Origin of the sequence: Micromonospora sp. NPDC049107 (assembly GCF_040648595.1) — a bacterium.
Taxonomy (GTDB): Bacteria; Actinomycetota; Actinomycetes; order Mycobacteriales; family Micromonosporaceae; genus Micromonospora.
In genome coordinates this window covers 447,062-462,440 of the sequence record NZ_JBEZEC010000001.1, presented here as the reverse complement: position 1 = coordinate 462,440, position 15,379 = coordinate 447,062, and the positions used below count along the sequence as shown (strand labels likewise).

Here is a 15,379-nt window from a genome sequence, read left to right as displayed (position 1 = left end):
GGACGGAAGGCATTGACGGCCATCGTGGCAGCATCGAATGCCACCCCGCAAGAGTACGACTGATCGATGAAATTTTGAGCCAGCCCGGCGGAAGGGTCGGAGGGCGCGCGACGGCGCGGCCACCCGGAGCCGGGTTCAGGGCTGCTCCGGCTGCGGTCGGAGCCCGTCCAGGATCACCGCGAGATAGGCCTCGGAGAGACTTTGTGAGGCGGACGCCGACCGCGCGATCGCGTAGGTCAACTCGTTGATCAGCACGGCGACGACAGCCACGTCGAGGTCGGTACGGATCACCCCCTCGTCGCGGGCCCTGGTGATCAGATCGAGTCCGACCCCGTCGAGGGCCGCCCGCTGCGCGGCGGTGGCGGGCAACTCCATCACCCCGAGCCGCTCGCCCATGACCCAGTGAGCGGACTGGAACGCCATCGCCTCGACCAGGAACCCGCGAAGAGCCTGCTCGGCGTCCGGCTCGGACAGCGCGGCCCGACCTCGTCGGATGAGCGGTTCGAGCAGGTCGGCCACGGCGGCGTCGACGAGCGCCTCCTTGCTGCCGAAGGTGCGAACGACGGTGGCGGCACCGACGCCCGCCCGCCGCGAGATCACGGTGACGGTGATGGCGTTGCCCCCCTCGGCGAGGAGCGCCTTGGTCGCCTCCAGCACGAGGTGGCGGTTGCGGACGGCGTCCGTCCTACGTCGAGGCACACCGCTCTCGGAAGGGGTTGACATCTGAAACGTCCATTCCATATCGTCAAGTGGAACGAGCATTTCACTTAGCCTACGAGACCCGCCCGGACGGCGCAAACCCGTCCGCGTACCCCTCCACAGCCCAGAGAGCAGGAGCCGATGAACCGGCGGATTCTCATCTCCGGCGCCAGTATCGCCGGGCCGGCCCTCGCGTTCTGGTTGGCCCGGATCGGGTTCTCTCCCACCGTGGTCGAGCGTGCGCCCCGGCTGCGCGAGGGCGGCAACGGCGTCGACGTACGCGGGCAGGCCGTACACGTCGCCGAGCGGATGGGCATCCTGCCGCTGGTCCGCGCGGCGGCGGCGGACGTCGTCGGCCTGTCGTTCGTGGACGGGGCCAACCGGAGTGTGGCGCGCCTCGACCTGCGGGCCATCCAACGTCGAGCCGGCGACGCCGATGTCGAGATCATGCGGGGCGACCTTGCCGCGATCCTGCACGAGGCGACGAGGAACGACGTCGAGTACGTCTTCGACGACTCCATCCGGCGGATGGACCAGGACGACGACGGAGTCACGGTCACCTTCGAGCGCGGGCCGACCCGGCGCTTCGACCTGGTGGTGGGCGCCGACGGCACCCACTCCACCGTGCGGCGTCTGGCCTTCGGCCCGGAGTCGGGATTCCTCACCTACCTGGGCCACCACTTCGCATTCGCCGAGGCCGACCCCGGGCTGGGCGAGAAGCGGTGGGTGACGCTCTACAACCTGCCGGGCCGGGCCGTCTCGATCTACCGCTCCGGCAACCATCCCGGCGCGAAGGTCCACTTCATGTTCCGCAGCAGGCCCCTGACGTACGACCACCGGGACGTCGAGCGGCAGAAGCGGCTGCTGCACGAGGCGTTCGCGGATGCGCTCTGGCTCGTACCGGAGTTGCTGGCGGGGGCACTCGCCGATCCCGACTTCTACTTCGATTCGCTGAGCCAGGTGCGGATGCCGTCGTGGTCGTCGGGGCGGGTGGTGCTCGCCGGGGACGCCGCCCACTGCGCGTCACCGGCGGCGGGTGCCGGGGCGACGCTGTCGCTCGTCGGCGCCTACCGCCTCGCCGGAGAACTCTCGTCGGCCGCCGGGGATCATCGGGTCGCGTTTCACCGGTACGAGCAGGGCTATCGCAAGACGGTGGAGCGGCATCAGTCGAACCTGTTTCTCGGCCTGCTCGCCCCGAAAAGCCGCCCCGGCATCTGGGCGCGCAACACGATGGCCCGACTGCCGATCCTTGGCGCCCTGGCGGGGGTGGAAGGTCGCCTACAGCCCCGGACCCCGGCGCTGCCGGACTACGGGCCGGCTGCGGGCTCGCCCCGGACCTGACAACGACCCTCGGCCTGCCGCGACGCACCGACGGGGGCCGGAAGCGCCTCGGCTCCGGCCCCCGTCGGGACGCTACGAAGCCGGGTACTGCGCGAGGTAGACCGGCACGCCGACCTTCGTCATGTCGGCCGCATCGCCGACGCCGTTGACGACGTGGTCGATCGTGCCGGCGCTCAGGTTGACGGTCATGATGTGGTGCAGCCGCACACCCGGCCGGTTCGGCACCTCGAACCCGTTCTCGGTGTGGATCGACGGGTTGTTCTGGTTGAACACGTACACCCCGCCGCCGTAGAGGTCGTGGTGGCGTACCCGGTCGCCGACCTTGTAGCCGGCGTAGCCCTCGACCGGGCCGTTCATCCAGTCGGCCTGCGTCGGCGGGTCGTACGGCAGCTCGTTCTGGTAGAGGACCGTGGTGCCGTGCTCGCCGTTCCAGACGGTGTTGTAGCGCTGGAAGTGCTCGACGAACAGCCCGGTGGCGGTCACGTGGTCGCCGTTGATGACCGCGCCGTACCGACCGGTGTTGGTGCGCCACCGGTCGGTGTCACCGTTGACGCCCTCGGTGAAGCCCTCGACGCCGTGGTCGCCGCGCCACACCCAGGTGTGGTCGATGAGCACGTTGTCGCTGTTGACCTCCAGCGCGGTGTTCGTCCGGCCGATGTGCGGGCCGCCGACCCGGAAGTACACGTCGGACAACGTGGTGGGGTTGGCCGCGCTGCTGGCGTCGTGGCCGTGCTGCCGGCCCACCCGCAGCAGCACCGGCGACTCGACCGTGCCGGCGTCGATCGTGACGCCCGCGACGATGACACCGGGCACTCCGGCGACGTCCAGCGGGACCGCGCCGTTCACGGCCGTGAGGGTGGCGTGGCCGATGCCGAGCACCACCGTGTTGGCCCGCCGGATCTCGATGCTGCGGGCGATGTCGTAGACGCCGGGGGTGAGCAGCAGGTGCTTGCCGCGCGCGAGCTGCGCGTTGATCAATCGGACCGGGTCGGACGGCTTCGCGATGAAGAAGTCGTCGATGCCGATGGTCCGTCCGGGGGTCATGCCGTTCGCCCACGAGATGCCCCGGCTGTCGCGCTGCGCCGCCGGCACCCGCACGTTGTAGTGGCCTTTGGCGTCCACGAACAGGTACGGCTTCTCCCGGCTTACCGGGGTCGTGTCGAGGGTGGTGTACGGCGGGTCGGGGAAGGTCGCGTCGTCCGGGGCGCCCTCGACGCCCGCGAACACCTGGTTCCACACCGCGTTGGACCACCCGGCGACCTCGCTGTTGCGGGTGAGCCACTGCTGCTGCGAGCCGTTGGTGGTGGCCGGTAGCCGGGAGTCGGCGATGAAGCCGCCGCTGGCGTACTGCGGGCCGGCCGTGCAGTAGTCCATCAGGGACAATCCGCCGCCGGTGATGTTGAGCCGGCGCATCGAGACCGCCTGGGACACCGCCCAGAAGTTCGCCGTCGAGCGGCAGCCGTCCTGGCCGGCGGCGTTGACGGTGAGCGACAGGTTCGACAGGGTGCGCCAGAAGTTGACAAGCGCGAGGCAGTTGCCGGTGCCGCCGTCGGCGAGGCAACGGTTGTAGACCTCGATCTTGCCGTTGACGGCGACGTCGGTCGGGGACGCGCCGAGGCCGGCGACCTCGGTGTAGTAGCCGACCTTCGTCTGCAACGGCTGCTCGGCCGTGCCGTAGCTGCCCGGCGTGAAGAGGTACGCGTGCCGCTCGGTGCCCATCTCGTTGTCGACCTGGCGGGCGTGCGCGGCGTCGAGGGTCTGCTGGATCTCCCCGACCGGCATGGACGGGTCGAAGATGGTCACGTTCGGCCCGAAATCGGGTGCGCTGTGCGTCGGGCGGCCGGCGCTGGCCGCGGTGCCGCTCACGGTGACGGCGGCGGTCACCAGCAGGGCAAGGGTGAAGGTACGTCGGGACGGGCTCGTCATGTGGTTCGTCCTATCGACTGGGCGGACCATGGGCGCGCTCGACAGTGAGAGCGCTCTCTGACCCCGTTTCTACCCGCTCGACGCCCCGTACGCCATCGCCCCGGCCACCTCGCCCGCGATCTTGCACTTTGTGTCGACGATTCGCGCCCTTGGATGGGTTATGTCGCCACCGAAAGTGCAAGATCGCGGAGCGGAGCGGGGGTGGGCCTGCGGGGCGGAGGCCCGGTGGGGGTCAGCCCAGGGTCAGGGGGCGCAGGCCCAGGTGGTCCAGGGCGCGGCGGTCGTTGGCGGTGGCGGGGGCGCGTCCGGTCGCCTTGCGGAGGAGGGTGATCGGGTCTCCGGTGGCGTCGACCGCGACCCGCCACTGTGGGCCGAAGAGCAGGCGCAGCAGGTGTTCGGTGGCGGCCGGGGTGAGCCACGGCTCGCGGGGTAGCGCGTCGGCGACGTCGAGGCCGTGCAGGACCACCTCGACCAGGCGGGTGGTCAGGAAGTCCGACAGCAGCATGGCGTCGCCGTGCCGGGTCCGGACCACCCGGCCGGCGGGCTCGTCGCGGCACACCTCGACCACGGCCCGCCCGGTGTCCGCGAGATCCCGCACGAGTGTCGCCGCGTCCGGGTCGGCCGCGCGGCGCTGCGCCGTCCGTACCCGCTCGTCGTTCGTGTCGTCGCTGAACCGCCCGTCCGCGCGGTAGTACTGCGCCGCCGTGGTCCCGGCCCGCCCGGGAGCGGGCGCCGCCACCATGTCCGGCACCCGCGAGAGTACGACGATGACGTGCCCCACCACGTCGCGTACCCGCCACGGATCGCAGCGCGAAGGCCGCTCCCACTCCGGCGGCGGCACCTCGACCAGGGCACCGGTGAACGCGTCGATCTCGCGGCCCAGAACGGACAGGACATGGTCAGTCATCGTCCACCATTCTGCCACCGACGGGTCCGGCCGCCCGCCGGTACTCGATCGTCGCGGCGACCCGGTCGGCAGTGGTGACGTCCACCTCGCGTTCCGTGATCCACAGGGCCAGGTCCAGCCCGGCGGAGAGCGCGCCCGCGGTGATGCGGTCCCCGTCGTCGACCACCCGCTCGTCGAGGACGGTGACCCCGTACGCCCGCAACTCCTCGTACGCGTTGCGGTTGGTGGTCGCTCGCCGTCCGGTGAGCAGCCCGGCGGCGGCGAGCAGGAGGCTGCCCGTGCACACCGACGCCAGCCAGCGCGTCGCGGGTGCCAGCGCGGCCAGTCGGGCAGGCAGCACCCCGTGCTGCGCCTGCGCCCACGACCCCGCGGCGGCCCGGTTCAGCCAACCCCCACCCGGTACGACGATGCCGTCGGCCGGCCCGAGCACCGTCGGCACGTGCAGGGTCACCCCCCGCATGCTGCGTACCGGCCCTGGCCGCTCGACCGCGACCATCTCGACGGCGAATCCCGCCATCGCCAGCACCTCGAAGGGACCGAACACGTCAAGTTCGTCGAAGCCGTCGAAGACCACGATCTGTATCCGCACCCGGCCAGGATCTCGTCCGGCCGCCGGCTCTGACGAGTGGCATTCTTGCCACTGTGCACAAGCAATCCGCCACGCACCGGGTCGCCGTCCTCGCCCTGCCGCCCGTCGTCGCCTTCGACCTGACCATCGCGACACACGTCTTCGGACACGAGGGCCAGGGCCGGTACGCGACCACCATCTGCGCCCCGGATATCGGCGGGCTGCCGACCACCACGGCCGGCCTCGGCATGAGCGTCGAGGCCGACCTTGAGGCCCTGCGCGACGCGGACACCGTCATCGTGCCCGGCTTCCGGCGCGGACCCGCGCCGGCCCGAGCGCTCGACGCCCTGGTCGCCGCCTACGACCGGGGTGCCCGGGTGGCGTCGATCTGCACCGGCGCGTTCGCGCTGGCCCAGGCCGGGCTGCTCGACGGCCGGCGGGCCACCACCCACTGGGTCCACGCCGAGGCGCTGGCCCGGGAGCACCCCACGGTCACCGTCGACGCGAACGCGCTGTACGTCGACGAGGGACAGGTGCTGACCAGCGCAGGGCTGGCCGCCGGCCTCGACCTGTGCCTCTACCTGGTCGGCCGGGACCACGGCCAGGCGGCGGCCATCGAGCGCGCCCGGGTCATGGTCACTCCGCTGCACCGGGCCGGCGGGCAGGCGCAGTTCATTCCGCTGCAACCCACCGACGACACCGCCCTGGCCGTGGTCACCGAATGGGCGACCGCCCACCTGCACCTGCCGCTGACCGTCGCGGACCTGGCCCGACGCGGCCACCAGTCCACCCGTACGCTGCACCGCGCCTTCCGGCACCGCTTCGGCATGAGCCCGCAGGCGTGGCTCACGCAGCAGCGCCTACGCGCCGCGTGTGGCCTGCTCGAAGACGGCACGGTCACCGTCGACGAGGTCGCCCGCCGAACCGGCCTGGGCACCGCCACCAACCTGCGGGCCCACTTCCGCCGCGCCTTCGCCGCCACCCCCACCGCCTACCGCCGAGCCTTCAACCCCTGACCCCACCCACCCCTCCCGCCCCCGCCCCCGCCCCGCCGATCATGTAGTTGTGGTGGTGTGCAAAAGGGACTTTGATGGCTAAGGTGGCCACCACAAGTCCATGATCGACGCCGCAGAGCCCGGGCTGCGGGGCGGGTGGGTCACCGGGCCGGCACCGGGTCGTCGAGGAACTCGTCGATCATGGGGGCCAGCCAGTCGGCGCGGTGCGGGATCGTGGTGTGGGTGGTGCCGGGGAGGATGGCCAGGCGGCAGGACGGTAGGCCGGTCAGGTCGCCGGGCACCGCGCCGCCGAGCAGGCGGAACATCCGTACCGCGTGTTCGGGCTGGACGATGTCCGCGTCGGCCAGCACGAGCATGGTCGGTACGGCCAGGGCCGCGATCTGCTCGGGCGTCCACCGGGGCAGGTTCGCGTCCAGCACCTTCATCTTGGTGACCAGGTTGGCCCAGCCGGCCGGGTCCGGGGCGGTCCGCAGGTATTCGTCGTGGAACTCCGAACCGTGCAGGTGCTCCGGTCGCAGGTCCTGGATGCCGTCGAGCAGCCCGGGGTGCAGGCCCGCGTCGTCGAAGCTCACCGAGGCGAGCACCAGCCGCCCCACCCGGTCGGCGTGGTGGGTGCCGAGGCGCAGCGCCACCGCCGCGCCCATGCTCCACCCGTACACGTCGGCCTGGTCGACGCCGAGGCGGTCGAGCAGCTCGACCACGTCGGCGGCGAAGTGCTCGACGGTCAGTGGACGGTCGACGTCCGGGGTGTGGCCGTGCGCCTGCAACTCCACGGCGATCACCCGCCGGGACCGGGCGAGCAGCGGCAGGATCGTGCCGAACGAGGTGCCGATGCCGGAGAGCGCGCCGTGGATGAGCAGCAGTGGCCGGCCCTCGCCGGTGCCGTGAGTCTCGTGGTAGATGTCCATGCCCACACGGTGCGCCGGCCCGCTTACGGTCCGCTTCAGGTCGGCTTACCGGCGTTCGGAACTGTGCCGAACCCTTCGGTCCGACCGGGGACGTCGATACAGGCCATAAGATGACCGCCGTGCAGTTCGGGGTGCTCGGGCCGCTCGCCGTCACCACGGACGCCGGCGAGCCGGTGGTGGTGCCCGGCGCCAAGGTCCGCGTCCTCCTGGCCGACCTGCTCACCAACCGCAACCAGGTCGTCTCCGCCGACCGGCTCATCGACGACCTGTGGGGTGACGACTCCCCCGCCAACCCCACCGGGGCGCTCCAGGTGCGGGTGTCGCAGCTACGAAAGGCGCTCAACGACGCCGAGCCGGGTGCCCGCGACCTGGTCGAGTCCCGCGCCCCCGGCTACCTGTTGCGGGCCGGGACGGTCGACGCTGACCGGTTCGCCGAACTGGCCCGGCACACCGACGTCGGCCGGCTGACCGAGGCGCTGGCGCTGTGGCGGGGCGAGGCGTACGCCGACGTGGCCGACGCTGAGTTCGTCCGCGCCGAGGCGACCCGACTCGCCGAGCAGCGTCTCGCCGTGCACGAGCGGTTGGCCGAGGCGCGGGTGGCCCGGGGCGAGCACGACCTGGCCGCCGCCGACCTGGCCGAGCTGGTGGCCCGCAATCCCCTGCACGAGGGGCTGCGGGCGGTGCAGCTCCGCGCGCTGTACGCGGCCGGTCGCCAGTCCGAGGCGCTGGACAGCTACGCCGAGCTGCGGGACCGGCTCGCCGACGAGCTGGGCCTCGACCCGAGCCCCGAACTGGTCGCCCTGCACCGCCGCATCCTCGAACAGGACGCCGGTCTGAGCGCGCCGCCGAAGGCCGCGATCATCCGCAACAGCCTGCCGGCGCAGCTCGACGAGCTGGTCGGCCGGGCCGAGGCGTTGACCGAGCTGCGTGCCCTGTTGCCCGGGCAGCGCCTGGTCACGCTGGTCGGGCCGGGTGGTGTCGGCAAGACCCGGCTGGCCACCGAGGCCGCCCGTACCCAGTCTCCGCCGGACGGCGTGCTGCTGGTCGAGCTGGCGCCGCTGCCGGCGGGCGACCCGGGCGTCGCCGAGCAGGTGCTCGGCGCGCTGGACGTTCGCGAGGCCGCCGGCGCCAGCCTGTCCCCCACCGACCGGCTCGTCACGGCGCTGCGCCAACGGCACCTGCTGCTGGTGCTGGACAACTGCGAACACGTCGTCGAGCCGGTCGCCGCGCTGGTCGCCCGGCTGCTGCGTGACGCGCCCGGCGTGCACGTGCTCGCCACCAGCCGGGAGCCCCTCGGTCTGACCGGCGAACTGCTCTGGGACGTACCCCCGTTGTCGTTGCCGCCGTCGGACGGTGACCCGGACGCGGTCCGGCGCTCGCCGGCGGCCCGGTTGTTCGCCGCCCGCGCCGCCGCCCAGCAGCGCGGTTTCCGCCTCGACGAGCGCACCGCGCCGGCCGTCGCCCAGCTCTGCCGTCGTCTGGACGGTCTGCCGCTGGCCCTGGAACTGGCCGCGACCCGGGTGCGCGCCCTTGGCGTGCAGGGCGTGGTGGAACGCCTCGACGACCGGTTCCGGCTGCTCAGCACCCCGCAACGCGACGTGCCGCCGCGCCAGCGGACGCTGACCGCGGTGATCGGTTGGAGTTGGGACCTGCTCGACGAGACCGACCGGCAGGTGCTCGCCCGGCTCGCGGTGTTCCGCGACGGCTGCACGCCGGAGGCCGCCGAGCTGGTCTGCCGCACCGACCTGGACGCCCTCGCCCGGCTGGTGGACCGGTCGCTGGTGGTGTTGGACGACGCACCGGACGGGCCGCGGTACCGGCTGCTCGAATCGGTCGCCGCGTTCTGCCTGGAGCGTTTGGACGACGCCGACGAGGTCCGGACGCGGCACGCCGGCTACTACACCGAGCTGGCCGAGCGGGCCGACCCGGAGTTGCGCGGGCCCGAGCAGCGGCGATGGCTGGCGCTGCTGGACGCCGAGACGGCGAACCTGCGCGCCGCGCTGACCCACGGGGGCGGGTTGCGACTGGCGGTCGCGCTGAGCTGGTACTGGTATCTGCGCGGCCGGCTCACCGAGGCGTGTCGGGCCCTGGCCGTCAGCGGCGACCCGGAACAGGAGCGCAGAGCGGCCCCCTGGCGGGTCGGGTTCGCGCTGCTGCGGGGCGCGGCGGTCGCGCCGGCCGACGTCCGGGCGGCGGTTACCGGCGACCCCGGCGGCCGGGGCGCGTGGTTCGCGGCGAACGCGCTGATCGAGCACAGTGACCTGGCACTGGCCGTGGAGCTGATGCCGGCAGACGTCGACACGTGGACCGAGGCGGCCGTGCTCGCCTCGCAAGCCAAGATCGCGCACGTCGCGGGCGACCAGGCGACCCTGGAACGGACGGCGACCCGCAGCGCGACGCTCTTCGCCGAGACCGGCGACCGGTGGGGCCGGCTCCAGGCTACCGAGTGGGTGGGCGGGCTCGCCGAGATGCGCGGCGAGCACGAACGCGCCGCCGCGCTGCACACCGAGGGGCTGCGCTGGGCCGAGGAGTTACGGCTGTGGCCGCAGGTGTGCACCGAGCTGTCCTGGCTGGCCTGGTTGGCCGTGCAGACCCGGGACTATTCGCAGGCCCGGGAGCTGGCCGAACGAGCGTACCACCTGGCGGTGCAGCAGGACGCCCCGGGCGCGCTGGTCTTCGCGGAGCTGAGCCTCGGGTTGGCCGCCCGCCGCGACGGCAAGCTCGACCTGGCCGTCACCCACCTCGGCAACCTCGCCGAGCGGGGGCGCGCGGAGGCGCAGACCGCGCTGTACCTGCCACCGGTCCTGGTCGAGCTGGGGCACGCGATCGAGCAGGGTGGCGACCCGGACGCCGCGCTGGCCCTGCACGTCGAGGCGTTCGAGGCCGCCGAGGCGATGGCCGCGCCCCGGGACGCGATCTTCGCGCTGGAGGGGATGGCGTCGGCGGTACGCGTGCCGGAGGTCGCGGCCCGGCTGCTCGGCGCGGCGACGGCCGCCCGCCTGGCCACCCGGTCGCCGTGCGCGCCGGCCGAACGCGACGAGGTCGACCGGGTGACCGCGCGGGTCCGGGCCGCCCTCGGGCCGGACCGCTTCGACGCGCTCGTCGACGAGGGCACGAAGCTGAGCCCGGACGAGGCCCGGGCCCAGCTCTGAAGGCGACGGTCAGGCGGCGCTCTTCGGCCGGTACGTCGCGACGATCACGCCGCTCTTGTGCACCCGGGTGTCGACCAGGTCGAACGACGCCGTGAAGTCGTTCAGCGGCGTCGTCACGCTGGACGCGCCCTGCAACACGGGGTGGATCCAGAAGCGGACCTCGTCCACCAGGCCCGCGTCGACGAGCTGGGCGGTGACCGAGCCGAAGCCGTACTGGATGATGTTCCTGCCGTCCTGGGCCTTGAGCGTGCGGACCGCCTCGACCAGGTCGCCCTGGAGCACCTCCGTGTTGTTCCAGGTGGGGTCGGTGAGGGTGGTCGAGGCGACGTACTTCTTGACGTTGTTGAAGTAGGCCGCGCCGGTGGTCGGGTCGCTCTCGTCCTGCTGCGGCCAGGCGACGGACATGCCGTCGTAGGTGGCCCGGCCCATCAGCATCGCGTCGGCGGCGTCGGTCAGCTCGCCGGCGAGGCCCCTGGCCTCCTCGTCGAAGTACGGCGCGGTCCACATCGGGTTCTCGATGACGCCGTCGAGGGTGATGTAGGTCGAGTTGACGAGCTTGCGCATCGGTATCTCCTGGGTGTCGGTCGTGTTCTCCGGTGACACCCAGGACACTGCCCGGCCCCGCTTACGATTCGCTTCAGGTGCCCTTGCCAGGGTCCGAAAGCGGGTCGACCAGCGGCTCGACCAGCGGGATCGGCAGCGCCTGCGTGGCTGCCGTGCCGCCGCCGGCAGAATGCTCCGGCGCGGGCCGGTCGTCGACGCGGCTGTGCAGGCGTCCACGCCCGGCCGGCCCGGGGCGTCGGGTGACCTCGACGGTCACCATCGCCACCGGTGGTGGCGGGACGGTGAACCGGCCGACGCCCCAGCGCACCCAGATGGGGATGCGCCCGGCGTCCGCCTCCGCGGTCAGCTTCTGGACCGTCCGGGCCCGGTCGGTGTGGTCGACCTCCACCACCACCGGCGGCCCGTCCGGGCGGGCGCACGCCACGTCGAGGACCGAGTGCCGCTGCTGCATCGGCGGCGGCAACGGCAGCACGCTGGGCGCCCGCCGGTAGACCCGCCAGCCCTGCGCGCTGGCCCACCGCACCACCGCGTCGATCACCCGCGCCGTGACCTCGTCCGTGTCCAGGTCGACGAAGGTCAGCTCGGCGAGGGACCGGCCCAGGTCGGCGGCCAGCCGCTCACCCTGCGCCGTGACGTCCACCGGCGCAGGATAACGCCTCAGCCGAGGGTGATCACCGTCGTGGCGAGGTGCCGGTTCAGCCAGGAGGTGGTGGCCGTACGCGCCGCCTCGGCGTTGTCGCGGGCCAGGAAGTCGTGCCCCTCACCCGCGAGCACGAGGTGCCCGTGCGGCACGTCCCGGGCGGCGAGCGCCCGCGCCACCTGCGCCGACTCCCCGGCCGGCACGTTGGTGTCGTTCGCGCCGTGGATGAGCAGCACCGGCACGTCGAGCTGGTCGATACGGGTCATCGGCGACAGGTCGCGCAGCAGCTCCGCGTCGCGCGCCGGATCGCCGTACTTGCTGACGGCGGCGGCGGCGATCCACGGCTCGGTGCCGGCGTAGAAGGTGCGGAAGTCGGAGATGCCGCACTCGGCCACACCCGCGGCGAACAGGCCGGGGAAGTTCACCAGCACCGCGAGTACCAGGTAGCCGCCGTAGGAGCGGCCCAGGCAGCCCAGGTGGCCCGGGATCGCGACACCGCTGTCGACGAGGTGCTCGGCGCACGCCGCCACGTCGGCGATGGCGCCGTACCGGCCGGCGAGGTTGTCGGCGGTGACGAAGGAACGGCCGAAGCCGGACGAGCCGCGCACGTTCGGCGCGAACACCGCGACGCCCTGCGCCACCAGGGCCTGGAACAGCGGGTTGTAGCCGGGACGCTCCTGCGCCTCCGGGCCGCCGTGCAGGCTGATCGCCGTCGGCCAGGGGCCCGGACCGGCCGGGCGGTAGAGCCAACCGGACAGCGGCAACCCGTCGTGGGCACGCAGGTCGACCAACTGCGGCGCGACACCCGGGCCACCCGTACGCGCGGCGTCGGTGTCCGGCCGCAGCGCGCGCGGATCGCCCGTCGCCGGGTCGACCAGCCACACCTCACGGGGCTGCACCGGTCCCTGCGCGGTGAGGCAGAGCAGGTCACCGCCGGCCGCGAAGACCGCGTCGCCGAGCACCTCGCCGGGGGCGGTCACCGCCCGTTGGACGCCGCTGGTCAGGTCGAACAGGCTCAGCTCGCTGCGCCCGCCGTAGGTGTTCCACAGCAGCGCGGCCCGCTCCCGCCGGGTGTCGAGCGCGACGTGCTCCAGCTCCGCGTCCGGCCGCGCCGCGACGCGCGTCGGGGCCGACGTCGGTCGCGCGAGGTCGACGCGCACCAGCGCCGCCAGCTCCGAGAACGCGTCGGTACGCGCCAGCACGCTCGTCCCGTCGGGGCCGAACCAGCCCTGGTCGGTGCTGCCCCGGCCGGTGTCCGGCAGCAGGCGTACCCGGTCGCCGGTGGTCACGTTGAGCAGTTCCAGCCAGCGGGCGTTACGGGGGCCACGCCGCAGCAGGGCGGACCCGCCGTCGTCGGTGACGTCCAGGAGGGTGAGCAGGTCGTCCTCGGCGAGCACCCGCCGGTGCCCGGTCTCGGCGTCGACGAGTACGGCGGCGCTCCGCTCGGCGCTCTCGGTGACCGCCATCAGCGCGCCGCCGGGCAGCCACCGGGACAGGCTCGCGCTGCGGCGGCCGAAGCCGGCGACCTGGCGGAGTCCCGTACCGTCCGGGCGCAGCACCCACAGCTCGGTGCGGGGCGCGCCGCCGGGCGCGACGACGCAGGCCAGCCACTGCCCGTCCGAGGACCAGCTCACCGAGAGGACCGGCTCGTCGCCACCGGGCAGCGCGACGGCCTCGACGGCGTCCACGTCCCGGACCCAGACGGCCGGGGTGCCCGCCCGGTCGGACACGTACGCCACCCGCCGGCCGTCCGGCGACGGCGCGGGCGCGAAATCCTCGCCGGGAGGCGGGGTCACCGCCGGCCGGTGCCGCGCGGGGCGGGTCCGGTGCGGCGCCTCGGTCCGTACGCTCATCTAAACCCCGATCCGCTGCAACCAGAGCTCAAGCAGCCCGAGCTGCCAGAGCGCGTTGGAACCCAACGTGGTCCGCTGGGCGTTCGGCGTGTCCAGCAATTCCTCCAGGTAGTCCTTGCGGAACAGGGCACGCTCGCGCGCCGGGCGCGCGGTCAGCGCGTCCCGGACGTCGTCCAGCAGCGGGCCGGAGAGGTGCCGGATCGCCGGCACCGGGAAGTAGCCCTTGGGCCGGTCGATCACCTCGTCGGGGACGATGCCCCGGCTCGCGGCCTTCAGCACGCCCTTGCCGCCCAGGGCCAGCTTGAGCGCCGGTGGGCAGGCGGCGGCCAGCTCGACGACCTCGTGGTCGAGGAACGGCACGCGGGCCTCCAGCCCCCACGCCATCGTCATGTTGTCGACCCGCTTGACCGGGTCGTCGACAAGCATCACCAGGCTGTCCTGGCGCAGCGCCGCGTCGAGCGCGGTGTCCGCGCCCGGCGCGCCGAAGTGGGCGGTGACGAACTCCAGGCTCGCGTCGTGGTCGAGCATCCACTCGGGCGCCAGGTGGCCGGCCAGCGCGTCGTGGCGACGATCGAAGAACACCCGGGCGTACGCCTCGACGGCGTCCTCGCGGGAGACGTTGGCCATCGGCGGATACCAGTCGTAACCGGCGAAGATCTCGTCCGCGCCCTGGCCCGACTGGACCACGGTGATCCGCTTCGAGACCTCCTCGGAGAGCAGGTGGAACGCCACGCAGTCGTGGCTGACCATCGGCTCGCTCATCGCGGCGATGGCGTCGTGCACGGCCGGCACGAAGCGGGCGGCGTCGATGCGGATCTGCTGGTGGTCGGTGTCGAAGTGGCGGGCGATCAGGTCGGAGTAGTGGAACTCGTCGCCGGTCTCCCCCGCCGCCGCCTCGAAGCCGATGCTGAAGGTGGCCAGCCCGGTCTGGCCCTGTTCGGCGAGCAGGGCGACGATCAGGCTGGAGTCGAGCCCCCCGGAGAGCAGCACGCCGACCGGCACGTCGGCGACCATCCGCCGCCGTACGGCGGTCCGCAGCGCCGCCATGATCCGTTCCTGCCACTCCTCGGCGGACATGGCTGGCGCGGCGGCGCGGTTGAACTCGGGCTGCCAGTAGACGGTGTCGGTGCTGCGGCCGTCGGCGGTGACCACCCGTACGGTGGCGGGCGGGAGTTTGCGGACGCCGGCCAGGATGGTGCGCGGCGGCGGCACCACCGAGTGGAAGCTCATGTAGTGGTGCAGCGCCACCGGGTCCAGGTCGGTGTCCACGTCACCGGCGGCGAGCAGCGCCGGCAGCGTCGACGCGAAGCGGATGCGGCCCGGCGTCTCGGCCAGGTAGAGGGGTTTGATGCCGAGCCGGTCGCGGGCCAGCACGAGGGTGTGCGTGGCCAGCTCGACCAGGGCGAACGCGAACATCCCGAACAGCCGCTCGACGCACGCGGTCCCCCACCGGTGGTACGCCTTGAGGATCACCTCGGTGTCCGAGGTGGACCGGAAGGAGTAGCCGGCGGCGGTCAGCTCGTCGCGCAGCTCCCGGTAGTTGTAGATGCAGCCGTTGAAGACCAGGGCGAGGCCCAGCTCCGCGTCGACCATCGGCTGGGCGCCGGTGTCGGACAGGTCGATGATGCGCAGCCGGCGGTGCACCAGCGCCGCCGGACCGTGCTGCCACCGCCCCTCACCGTCCGGGCCGCGGGACGACAGGACGGGGAGCATCCGCTCCAGGGCCGCCAGGTCCGGTGACGCCCCGTCGAGGCGGAACTCGCCTCCGATACCGCACATGGCACACACCTCTCATCGGCTCGGTC

General features: G+C 72.9%; 12 protein-coding genes. 3 read left to right on the top strand and 9 right to left on the bottom strand.

All coding sequences use genetic code 11. From position 1 onward, the window contains the following. Nucleotides 1-135 precede the first annotated feature (135 nt). Nucleotides 136-723, bottom strand: a complete 588-nt coding sequence (locus tag AB0B55_RS01875; RefSeq protein ID WP_357169515.1) for a TetR/AcrR family transcriptional regulator — start codon at nt 721-723, stop codon at nt 136-138. A 117-nt stretch (nt 724-840) separates the two neighbouring features. Here AB0B55_RS01875 and AB0B55_RS01870 point away from each other — a divergent pair, with 117 nt between their 5' ends. Further along, a complete protein-coding gene (locus AB0B55_RS01870) occupies nt 841-2,040 on the top strand; it encodes an FAD-dependent monooxygenase (RefSeq protein WP_357169512.1) in 1,200 nt (399 codons plus the stop codon). A gap of 72 nt (nt 2,041-2,112) precedes the next feature. Here AB0B55_RS01870 and AB0B55_RS01865 read toward each other — a convergent pair whose 3' ends face one another. The 3 genes from AB0B55_RS01865 to AB0B55_RS01855 form a co-directional block, all read right to left on the bottom strand. Continuing rightward, a complete protein-coding gene (locus AB0B55_RS01865; RefSeq protein ID WP_357169509.1) occupies nt 2,113-3,966 on the bottom strand; it encodes an adenylyl cyclase in 1,854 nt (617 codons plus the stop codon). A gap of 232 nt (nt 3,967-4,198) precedes the next feature. Beyond that, nucleotides 4,199-4,873 carry a maleylpyruvate isomerase N-terminal domain-containing protein gene (locus tag AB0B55_RS01860; protein WP_357169506.1) on the bottom strand — a complete coding sequence of 225 codons (675 nt, stop codon included), beginning with the start codon at nt 4,871-4,873 and terminating at the stop codon, nt 4,199-4,201. After that, on the bottom strand, nt 4,866-5,462 hold the full coding sequence (locus tag AB0B55_RS01855; protein ID WP_357169503.1) for a DJ-1/PfpI family protein: 597 nt from the start codon (nt 5,460-5,462) through the stop codon (nt 4,866-4,868). Before AB0B55_RS01855 ends, AB0B55_RS01860 begins: the two co-directional genes overlap by 8 nt. Before the next feature lie 53 nt (nt 5,463-5,515). Here AB0B55_RS01855 and AB0B55_RS01850 point away from each other — a divergent pair, with 53 nt between their 5' ends. Next, the gene (locus tag AB0B55_RS01850; protein WP_357169500.1) at nt 5,516-6,457 is read left to right on the top strand and encodes a helix-turn-helix domain-containing protein; all 942 of its coding nucleotides are present in this window, start codon (nt 5,516-5,518) and stop codon (nt 6,455-6,457) included. Between the two features lie 140 nt (nt 6,458-6,597). On the opposite strand, the gene AB0B55_RS01845 is transcribed toward AB0B55_RS01850, so the two are convergent. Further along, a complete protein-coding gene (locus AB0B55_RS01845; protein WP_357169497.1) occupies nt 6,598-7,365 on the bottom strand; it encodes an alpha/beta fold hydrolase in 768 nt (255 codons plus the stop codon). A 110-nt stretch (nt 7,366-7,475) separates the two neighbouring features. On the opposite strand from AB0B55_RS01845, the gene AB0B55_RS01840 reads away from it, so the two are divergent. Further along, entirely contained in the window at nt 7,476-10,517 is a 3,042-nt protein-coding gene (locus AB0B55_RS01840; protein WP_357169494.1) for a BTAD domain-containing putative transcriptional regulator, read from the top strand. Between the two features lie 9 nt (nt 10,518-10,526). On the opposite strand, the gene AB0B55_RS01835 is transcribed toward AB0B55_RS01840, so the two are convergent. The 4 genes from AB0B55_RS01835 to AB0B55_RS01820 form a co-directional block, all read right to left on the bottom strand. Beyond that, a complete protein-coding gene (locus AB0B55_RS01835; RefSeq protein ID WP_357169491.1) occupies nt 10,527-11,081 on the bottom strand; it encodes a dihydrofolate reductase family protein in 555 nt (184 codons plus the stop codon). A gap of 73 nt (nt 11,082-11,154) precedes the next feature. Next, the gene (locus AB0B55_RS01830) at nt 11,155-11,721 is read right to left on the bottom strand and encodes a hypothetical protein (RefSeq protein WP_357169488.1); all 567 of its coding nucleotides are present in this window, start codon (nt 11,719-11,721) and stop codon (nt 11,155-11,157) included. 17 nt (nt 11,722-11,738) lie between these two features. After that, nucleotides 11,739-13,574: a prolyl oligopeptidase family serine peptidase gene (locus AB0B55_RS01825; RefSeq protein ID WP_357169485.1), complete on the bottom strand. Its 1,836-nt coding sequence runs from the start codon at nt 13,572-13,574 to the stop codon at nt 11,739-11,741. After that, the gene (locus AB0B55_RS01820; RefSeq protein WP_357169482.1) at nt 13,575-15,353 is read right to left on the bottom strand and encodes an N-acetylglutaminylglutamine amidotransferase; all 1,779 of its coding nucleotides are present in this window, start codon (nt 15,351-15,353) and stop codon (nt 13,575-13,577) included. Nucleotides 15,354-15,379 lie beyond the last annotated feature (26 nt).

Coding starts and splice junctions, on each gene's coding strand:
- AB0B55_RS01875 (WP_357169515.1), bottom strand. CDS start 723: ATGTCAACCCCTTCCGAGAGCGGTGTGCCTCGACGTAGGACGGACGCC.
- AB0B55_RS01840 (WP_357169494.1), top strand. CDS start 7,476: ATGACCGCCGTGCAGTTCGGGGTGCTCGGGCCGCTCGCCGTCACCACG.
- AB0B55_RS01825 (WP_357169485.1), bottom strand. CDS start 13,574: ATGAGCGTACGGACCGAGGCGCCGCACCGGACCCGCCCCGCGCGGCAC.
- AB0B55_RS01845 (WP_357169497.1), bottom strand. CDS start 7,365: ATGGACATCTACCACGAGACTCACGGCACCGGCGAGGGCCGGCCACTG.
- AB0B55_RS01835 (WP_357169491.1), bottom strand. CDS start 11,081: ATGCGCAAGCTCGTCAACTCGACCTACATCACCCTCGACGGCGTCATC.
- AB0B55_RS01820 (WP_357169482.1), bottom strand. CDS start 15,353: ATGTGCGGTATCGGAGGCGAGTTCCGCCTCGACGGGGCGTCACCGGAC.
- AB0B55_RS01870 (WP_357169512.1), top strand. CDS start 841: ATGAACCGGCGGATTCTCATCTCCGGCGCCAGTATCGCCGGGCCGGCC.
- AB0B55_RS01865 (WP_357169509.1), bottom strand. CDS start 3,966: ATGACGAGCCCGTCCCGACGTACCTTCACCCTTGCCCTGCTGGTGACC.
- AB0B55_RS01860 (WP_357169506.1), bottom strand. CDS start 4,873: ATGACTGACCATGTCCTGTCCGTTCTGGGCCGCGAGATCGACGCGTTC.